The organism is Blastococcus carthaginiensis (assembly GCF_030731085.1).
GTDB classification, from domain to species: domain Bacteria; phylum Actinomycetota; class Actinomycetes; order Mycobacteriales; family Geodermatophilaceae; genus Blastococcus; species Blastococcus carthaginiensis.
In genome coordinates this window covers 163,680-172,068 of record NZ_JASNFN010000013.1, presented here as the reverse complement: position 1 = coordinate 172,068, position 8,389 = coordinate 163,680, and the positions used below count along the sequence as shown (strand labels likewise).

Genomic DNA, 8,389 nt, shown 5'->3' with positions numbered 1-8,389 from the left:
GATCACCACCACCGACCCCGGCGCCCCCTATCCCGACCACAGCATCGAGCACAGCTACCGGTCGGGCACCTACACCGCCTCCCTCACCGTCACCTGGGGCGCCACCTTCACCGTCGACGGCGGCGCCGCAGCCGACGTCCCCGGCACCACCACCACCGAGGGCCCCCCGGTCACCTTCGCAGTCCTGCAGGCCCGCACCGTCCTCACCAACCCCTACGACTGACCTGCAGAAACTGTCGGTGGCCGGTTCTACGGTGCAGGTGTGTTCATCGGCGAACCACCCCGCGCGCCAGAGGACGGCGTCCCGATCCCCTGGGTGCCCGACACCGACGCCCCCGGGCTGAGCGACCTCGAGCTGGTCGCCGACATCTGGGCCGCCGACGCCCGCGAAGCCCGGCACGCCGCCCAGCGCGCCGAGGCCATCGCCGCCCTCGCCCGCCGCCGCTCCATCGAACGCGACCGCGACTTCGGCCCGCTGGGTGGCCCCGGGCTGGACAGCCGGCTCCGCCGATCCGAGGTCCTGGCTCAGGTCAGCGAAACGTTCGTGTCCGAACTCGCGCTGATCCGCGGCTGCTCGGAGGTCGAGGCCGAAACCCTGGCCATCGAATCGATCCTGCTCACCACCCTGCTCACCGGCACCTGGGACGCCCTGTACGCCGGCCGCATCGACGTGCGGAAGATGCGCGCCCTGGTCGACCTGCTGTCCACCGCCAAGCCCGAGGTCATCGCCGAGGTGGAACGCCGCGTCCTGCCCCACGCCGGGCGGCTCACCGTCCCCCAGCTGCGGGCCCGGGTGCGCCGGGCCCTGGCCCGCCTGGACGCCGACGCCCTGGACAAACGCCGCAAAGAGGCAGCCAAACGGGCCGACGTCACCACCCGCCCCACCGGCGAGGGCATGAGCCAGCTCGTCGCCGACCTGCCCCTCCACGTCGCTGCGGCGTGCGCCGACGCCATCGACCAGTACGCCCAGCTGCTGCGCGCCGACGGCGACGCCCGTCCCATCGGCGTCATCCGGGCCGCCGTCGCCGCCGACCTGATCCTGCGCCCCTGGGACCAGACCCGGCCGGCGGTCACCGCCCAGCTCACCATCCACGCCCCGCTGCCCTCACTGCACGACCCCGACGGCGACGGCGGCACCCAGCCGGCCGCCGAGGTCGCCGGTGAGATCGTCACCGCCGCCCAGTGCCGGGAGAGCCTCGCCGAACTCGACCTGCTCGGCATTCGCGCCGCACCGCCCGGCGGATGCGTGCAGGTGGCCATCGGCAACCCGATCGACGGCCGGCTGATCGCCGTCGCCACCGGCAGCCAGCTCCGCCGCGCCGCCGGCCACCGCCGCCGAACTCGCAAACGAGGCAGACCAGGCACGGCAGGCACGGCAGGCACGGCAGCATCCAGCCGGGTCACCCCAGCCGACGACCGGCTCGACACCGGACCGGGCCTGGGTCCACCGGCACCCACGACCGCCTACGAACCCACCGCGACCCAACGCCGCTTCCTGCACGTGCGTGACCGGCACTGCCGGATGCCCGGCTGCCGACGACGCCCCGGCCGCTGCGACATCGACCACGCCATCGCCCACGCCGACGGCGGCCCCACCGACTGCTGGAACCTCTGCTGCCTGTGCCGCCGGCACCACCGCATCAAGACCTTCGCCCGCGGCTGGTCGTTCACCCTGCACCCCGACGGCCAGCTCATCGTCCGCACCCCCTCAGGCGTCTCCCGCACCACCCGACCACCCGGCTGGTGCCACGACCCCGAACCCGACCCACCCTGGCTCGACGAGGAAGCCCCACCCGACCCGCAGCGCCGCTGAACGCCGGAACCCACGCGTCCGGATCCGTTCCCAAGCAGCGCGACGGCGAGGACAGTGGGCGGCGCAGCCGCGTCGCCCGGGCCCCGCTCGCCAGAGGAGCCGTCGCATGTTCGCGCGTTCCACCACCATCGCCGGCAACCCCGAGCAGGTCGAGCGGGGCATCGTCTACATCCGCACCCGCGTCCTGCCGGCGGTCATGGGCATGGACGGCTTCATCGGCCTCTCCATGCTCGCCGACAGGCACTCCGGTCGCTGCATCATCACCAGCGCCTGGGAGGACACCGCCGCGCTCCGCCGCAGCGCCCCCCAGGTGAAGGCCTTGCGGGCCCGCGCCAGCGACATCCTCGGTGGGCCGGCGGTCGTCGAGGAGTGGTCGATCGCCGTCCTGCACCGCAGGCACCCAGCACCCGAGAACGCCTGCGCCCGCGTCACCTGGACCCGCGGCGACCCCGAACGGCTCGACCGGATGACCGACGTCTTCGGCATCAGCGTGGTTCCCCGGCTCGAGGAGCTCCCCGGCTTCTGCTCCGTCAGCGTGCTCGTCGACCCGGAGGGCGGCCGCGCCACCACCGCCGTCACCTACGACTCCCGCGACGAGATGCAGGCCGCGCTCGACCGGGCCACCGACTTGCGGGAGGAGTTCACCGCTCTGATGGGAGCCGAGGTGGTCGAGGTCGCCAGCTTCGACCTCGTGGTGGCCGAGCTGCGGGTACCCGAGACGGTCTGACCGGCGACGGTCAGCCCGGCCCCAGCGCCCGCACCGGCACCGTCACCGAGCGGGAGCCACCCGGCCACGTCGGCAGCAGCAGCATCTTCACCCCCGCCCCTCCGGTGACGACGACGTGCACGTCGGACGGGGACGCCGCCACCCGCAGGTCCTCCGTCGCGTACCGCGTCAGCCCCGCGTGGAAGGCGAGCACCGGCGCCGAGCCTTGCAGCAGCGCGCTCCCCTGCTCGAACAGGAACTCCGCCATCTGCTCGTGACCCCACCCGTGCATCGACAGCAGCTCCGCCGGCTCCGGCGGCAGCAGGAGGAACTGCTCCCCCAGGCCGGCACGCCGCGGATCACCTGACGCCAGCGCGACACCCGCCATCGCCGCCGCGGCCGGCCCCAGCACGGACGGCGGCTCCCGGTAGCCCTCCCCGGGCAGCGCCTCCACCACGCTGCCGACGCCGATGACCGTCACCGCGTCGACGTCCACCCCGAGCCCCCGGCGCTGCGCCAGCGACGGCAGCGGCCGCGCCGCCTCCGCCGTGCAGCAGGTGTACTTCGCCGGCTGCCCGATCGTCGACATGTCGGTCACCCCGGCCGCGGCACCCCCGATGCCCGCCAGCGCCATCGACACCGCCCGACCGATGCACGCGTTCGCCCGGTTCCCGGTGCCCAGCCCGCCCGCGGCCGACGTCATGCCCAGCCGCCGCGCCACCGGCCCGTGCACCAGCACCGCCACCGCCGGCGCCCCTGTCGTCGTCGACAGCCCCAGCAGGTTGAACGGTTCCTCGAGCGCCGCACGGCACGCGGCCACCACCACCGGCAGCTCTCCGGGCCGGCACCCCGCGAGCACCGCGTACCAGGCCACCGAGCCCACGGTCAACGAGCCGAACAGCGGCGGCACCAGCCCGAGCTCCTCGCCGGGCGCGGAGACGCCGTCCAGCATCGCGCCGAGCCGCGCCGCGGTCGGCGGCACCACCGGCAGCCCGTCCCCGTGCCCCGCCGACAGCAGGTCGACGAGCACCGCGGCGGCGTCGGCATCGGCCCCGACCAGCGGCAGCTCCGCCGGGCTCACGGCAGGTCTGGATTCGGGAGATCCGGGCTCACGGCCGCTCCGGCACTGCGCGCGTCACCGCCGCCGTCGCACCGAACGACGGGATCCACGCCGAGTGCTTGCCCGCCCCGCCCGCGACCAGGATGTGCAGCATGTCCGGGCCGGTGCTGACCGGGTAGAACTCCCCCTCGGGCTGCACGCCCCAGTCCTCGAACTGGCGCTGGTTCTCCTCCGACACCTTCGACACCGGCACCCGCGCCTGCTCCCACAACCGCTCGCGCAGCGACTCCGCGGTCCACCCATCGCGGTGCAGGGTCGCCGCGTGCTCCGGCCCCAGCACCAGGAAGTGCGGCCCCTTCACGTACAGGTTGTTCGACCCCGTCTGCGCCATCGTGCCGGCGATCGTCATCAGCAGACCCTCGCCGGTCGTGCTGCCGTGGTCGTTGATGTTGTGCGGCCCCTCGCACGCCGCCACCGTCACCGTCGACTCCCCCGGCGCGAACCCGCGGCGCACCGAGAACGGCTCGAACGGGCTCTCCTCCTCGTTCTCCCCGAAGCACCACGTGTACTTCGCCGGCCCGCCCTGAGTCGACCGGTCCATCGAACCGGGTCGCGCGCCGCCGACGTGCGTCGTCACCAGCTGCACCGCCCGGCCGATCACCGCATTGGCCCGGGTGCCCTGGCCGAAGCAGTTGGTGCCGCAGTTGATCCCCAGCGACGTCCGCACCGGGCCGTTCACGATCACCAGCGGCGCGCACGGGTGGGTCGTGGCCAGCACGCCGTGCAGGTTGTACTCCGGCGCCAGCAGCGCCCGCACCGCGGCGAGCACCACCGGCAGGTCGGCCGGCCGGCAGCCGGCCATCACCGCGTTCGCCGCAAAGCTCTCCCGCGTCGGCACCAGCCCGGACGGCGGCACCGGCCCGAGCTCCAGCTCGATGCCGTCGAGCGCCTCGAGCGCCGCCGCCACCCGCTCCGGGGTCGGCGGCACCGTCGGCAGCCCGTCACCCCAGCCGCGCTCCCACGCGACCTCGTGCCAGTTCTCCTCGGTCACACCGGGGAGCTCGATGACCTCCGTCTCGCTCACTGCCCCTCCCGCGCGGCGTCGGCCAGCGGCAGCAGCGCACCGGCCGCGGCCTCGATCCGCTCCGCCAGCTCCTGCTCGTTCAGCCCGCCGACCGGGTGCGGCACCACGATCACCCGCGGCGTCACCCGCCGGGCCTTCGCCTGCGCCTCGACCAGCGGCAGGAACGTCGAGGTCACCAGCAGCGGTGCCACGACGCCACGCTTCTCCAGTTCCACCGAGTCGTGGAGACTCCACGACGAGCACGAGCCCTAGTCGCCGACCGCGACCAGCACCATCTTGTAGCGCTGGGACAGCCAGTCGATGACGTCCTTGTCCGCCGCCGCCGAGGCATTGGGCTTGCTGGCGAACCCGAGCTCGGGCAGCGCCCAGTGCTCCTGCAGCCGGCCGCCCACCCCGCGCAGCAGCTCGGTGGCGTTCGGCTTCGAGTTGGAGAACAGCGCCACCTCGGTCCAGTCCGCGCCGCCGCCGACCGCCACCGCACCCTCGGCCTCGTCCGCCGGCACGCCGAAGGTCGGGTCGACGATCCGCAGCCCCGGCCCGGCCGCCGTCCGCAGCCCGGCCACCGGCGGCTCATCCGCCGGCGCCGAACCCGCCGCGGTCCGCAGCACGGCCACCGCCGCCCTCCCTGCCGCCGTCCCTTCGGCCACCGCAGCCGTCACCGACTGCACCGCACCCGACCGCGCGTCACCGGCCACCAGCACCGTGCCCGCGGCGGTGCGCACGCCGTCGGCCCGCAACCGCCCTGCGTCGTCGGCGGGCACCTCCTCCACCAATCCGCCCGGCCCCCGGCGTCCCACGTAGGGGAACAGGCCATCGACCGCCAGCTCCCGTGATCCACCAGGCGTGGCGACGACGACGCCCGCGAGCAGGCCCTCGCCGCGCAGGGTGGTCACGCTCGCCCCTGTCAGCACCTCGACCCGCTCCGCGGCGGCCAGCCGGCGGGCGCGGTCGGCGTTCCACCGCGGCTCCCCCGGCACCAGCACGGTGACCGCGGACGCGACCTCGGCCAGCTCCAGCGCCTCCTCGGCCGTCCACTCGTCGTCACCCACCACCGCCACCGGGCGGCCGCGGAACAGCGGCCCGTCGCACCCGGCGCAGGTGGAGATCCCGCGGCCGACGAGCTGCTCCTCCCCGGGCAGGCCCAGCCGCCCCGCACCCAGCCCGGTCGCCACGACGACGGCACCCGCGGTCACCGCGCCCTCGCCGGTCTCCAGCCGCGCCGGGGTACCGGACCGCACCCGGGTGACCTCGTCGAACGCCATCACCACCCCGGCCGCCTCGGCGTCGGCGACCAGCCGCGACACCAGCCCGGCCGACTCCGCGACCTCCCCCGGCCGCGGGTGGTCGTGCACCGAGGTCAGGTTGACCAGCTGCCCGCCCGGGGCCATCCGGTCGAAGGCCACCACCCGCAGCCCCGCCTCGGCGGCCACCCGCGCCGCGGCCAGCCCGGCGACGCCGGCGCCGACGACGGCGATGTCCCAGTCGGTGCTCATGCGTTCACCAGCCCTGTCGAGATCCGCGGCCAGAGCTCGCCGGCGCCGGCGCCGGCCAGCCGCCGCCCGAGTTCCCGGCCCCACGCCCGCTCGCTGCCGAACTCGTCGCGCCACGACCACAGCCGCCGGCTGAGCTGGCCGAGCTCGTACTCCTTCGTCATGCCGATCGCACCGTGCGCCTGGTGCGCGGCGCGGGCCGCCACGGTCGCCGCCTCGCCGGTCACGGAGGCGGCCGCCGCCACGTCGAAGAAGCCGGGGTCCGGCCGCGCGTTGCGCGCCGCCACCTCGACGGCCAGCCGGGCCAGCTCCGCCTCCTCGGTGATCGTCACCAGGTGCGCCTGCACCGCCTGGAACCGGGCGACCGGCCGGCCGAACTGCTGCCGCTCGCCGGTGTACCGGACGGTCAGCTCGGCCACCCGCTGCAGCGCTCCCGAGATCAGCGCCGCCCGGCCGAGCGCCCCGCGCAGCCGCAGCGCGTCGGGGTCCACGCCGGCCGGCGCCGCGGCGACCGCCTCGTCGGTCAGCGGGACGTCGTCCCAGGTGAGCGTGTCGCGGGGCTCCGCGGCGAGGTTGCGGCCCGGCTCGACCTGCGCCGCCGCCGTCGGCGCCGAGACGACGTGCCGCTCCCCGCCGACGGACGCCAGCAGCACCACCCGGGTGCTCCGGCCGCCCCAGGGCACCCGCTGCACCCGCGCCGTCAGCCGCCACCGCCCCGGCCCGCCGGAGAGCTCGACGACGTCCCCGGGTCGGCCCGCCGCCACCGACACCGGCCCCTCCGGCAGCTCCAGGCCGGCAGCCGCCAGCGCCCAGCCGGCCAGCAACCCGTTCTCGGCCAGCGGCACCGGCGCGGCGAACCGCCCGGCCACGGCCAGCAGCGCGCAGGCGTCGGCGACGTCCCCGCCCGAACCGCCCGCCTCCTCCGGCACCGACACGTACGGGAAGCCCGCCTCGGCCAGCGCGGACCACAGCCGGTCGCTCCAGCCGGTGGCCTCGGCCGCGACCACGTCCTCCGGGGTGCACAGGTCGCGCATCAGCCCCGCGGCCACCTCGGTCAGCATCGTGCTGTGCTCGCTCATGCCAGCCCCTTCGCGGCCACGGACCGCAGGATCTCGGTGGTGCCGCCGCGCAACGTGTAGGACGGCGAGGTCAGCACGGCCTCGGCCAGCAGCTGCTGGAGCAGCGTGCCCGTGCCCTGGTCGACCTCGGTCTCGGCCGCTCCCCGCAACGCCTCGACCAGGTCCTGCTCGAACCGGGTGCCGACCTCCTTGACGAGCGCCGCCTCGATCGCCGGCACCTCCCCGGCGTCCAGGGCGCGGGCCACCGACAGCGACAGCGCCCGGATCGCCCAGGCCCGCGCGGCGAGCCGCCCGATGACCGTCGCCTCGTCGTCGGCGACCGCTTTGCCGGCGCCCTCGCGCACGAACTCCCGCAGCACCGGGAACGTCGACAGCCACCGGTCGGGCCCGCTGCGCTCGTAGGCCAGCTCGCTGGTGACCTGCTGCCAGCCCGAGCCGATCTCGCCGAGGACCATGTCGTCGGGCACGAAGACGTCCTCGAGGGCGACCTCGTTGAAGTGGTGCGACCCGTCGAGGTACGGGATCGGCGAGATCGTCACGCCGTCGGCGTGCAGGTCGACGATCAGCTGCGACAGCCCGGCGTGCTTGCGGCCCTCCTCCATCGGGGAGGTCCGGCACAGCACGGCGAAGAAGTGGTTGCGGTGCGCCTCGCTGGTCCACACCTTGGTGCCGGTCACCGTCCAACCGCCGTCCACCCGGGTCGCCCGGGTGCGCACCGAGGCGAGGTCGGAGCCGGAGTCGGGCTCGCTCATCCCGAGCGAGAAGTAGATCTCCCCCGCCGCGATGCCCGGCAGGAAGCGGCGTCGCTGCTCCTCCGTGCCGAAGTGCAGCAGCGTCGGGCCGGTCTGGCGGTCGGCCACGAAGTGCGCCCCGATCGGGGCGCCGGCGGCGAGCAGCTCCTCGGCGACGACGAAGCGCTCCACCGCGCTGCGTCCGTGCCCGCCGTACTCCGGCGGGATCGCCATGCCCACCCACCCGCGGGCGGCGAGCCTCCGGGAGAAGTCCGGGTCGTAGCGACCGGCGAAGCCGAGCGCCGGCCGGTGGTCGGCGGGCAGTTCCGCGGCCAGGAAGTCGCGCACCTCGGCGCGCAGCGACTCCTCGGCGGGGGTGAGGGGGGTGGCGCCGAACTGCATGGCCGGTCTCCTCCGGTCGGGGAT

Annotated in this window: 6 protein-coding genes and 2 pseudogenes; 3 read left to right on the top strand and 5 right to left on the bottom strand. The window is 75.3% G+C overall.

All coding sequences use genetic code 11. The features are described from left to right. From QOZ88_RS13155 to QOZ88_RS13145, 3 genes and pseudogenes are all read left to right on the top strand, one after another. A pseudogene (locus tag QOZ88_RS13155) lies at positions 1-223 on the top strand (hypothetical protein); the annotation flags it as partial. A 39-nt stretch (positions 224-262) separates the two neighbouring features. Further along, the gene (locus QOZ88_RS13150; RefSeq protein WP_306000208.1) at positions 263-1,813 is read left to right on the top strand and encodes an HNH endonuclease signature motif containing protein; all 1,551 of its coding nucleotides are present in this window, start codon (positions 263-265) and stop codon (positions 1,811-1,813) included. A gap of 106 nt (positions 1,814-1,919) precedes the next feature. Continuing rightward, positions 1,920-2,540: a hypothetical protein gene (locus QOZ88_RS13145; RefSeq protein ID WP_306000207.1), complete on the top strand. Its 621-nt coding sequence runs from the start codon at positions 1,920-1,922 to the stop codon at positions 2,538-2,540. A gap of 10 nt (positions 2,541-2,550) precedes the next feature. On the opposite strand, the gene QOZ88_RS13140 is transcribed toward QOZ88_RS13145, so the two are convergent. The 5 genes and pseudogenes from QOZ88_RS13140 to QOZ88_RS13115 all read right to left on the bottom strand — a co-directional run bounded on the left by QOZ88_RS13140 (position 2,551) and on the right by QOZ88_RS13115 (position 8,365). Then, on the bottom strand, positions 2,551-3,600 hold the full coding sequence (locus tag QOZ88_RS13140; RefSeq protein WP_306000206.1) for a hypothetical protein: 1,050 nt from the start codon (positions 3,598-3,600) through the stop codon (positions 2,551-2,553). 28 nt (positions 3,601-3,628) lie between these two features. Continuing rightward, positions 3,629-4,663, bottom strand: a complete 1,035-nt coding sequence (locus QOZ88_RS13135) for a hypothetical protein (RefSeq protein ID WP_306000205.1) — start codon at positions 4,661-4,663, stop codon at positions 3,629-3,631. Further along, positions 4,660-6,156: pseudogene (locus tag QOZ88_RS13125) on the bottom strand (UGSC family (seleno)protein). Before QOZ88_RS13125 ends, QOZ88_RS13135 begins: the two are co-directional and overlap by 4 nt. Next, positions 6,153-7,232: an acyl-CoA dehydrogenase family protein gene (locus QOZ88_RS13120; protein WP_306000202.1), complete on the bottom strand. Its 1,080-nt coding sequence runs from the start codon at positions 7,230-7,232 to the stop codon at positions 6,153-6,155. The pseudogene QOZ88_RS13125 and the gene QOZ88_RS13120 overlap by 4 nt, the downstream one beginning before the upstream one ends. Beyond that, positions 7,229-8,365, bottom strand: a complete 1,137-nt coding sequence (locus QOZ88_RS13115; protein WP_306000201.1) for an acyl-CoA dehydrogenase family protein — start codon at positions 8,363-8,365, stop codon at positions 7,229-7,231. Before QOZ88_RS13115 ends, QOZ88_RS13120 begins: the two co-directional genes overlap by 4 nt. Positions 8,366-8,389 lie beyond the last annotated feature (24 nt).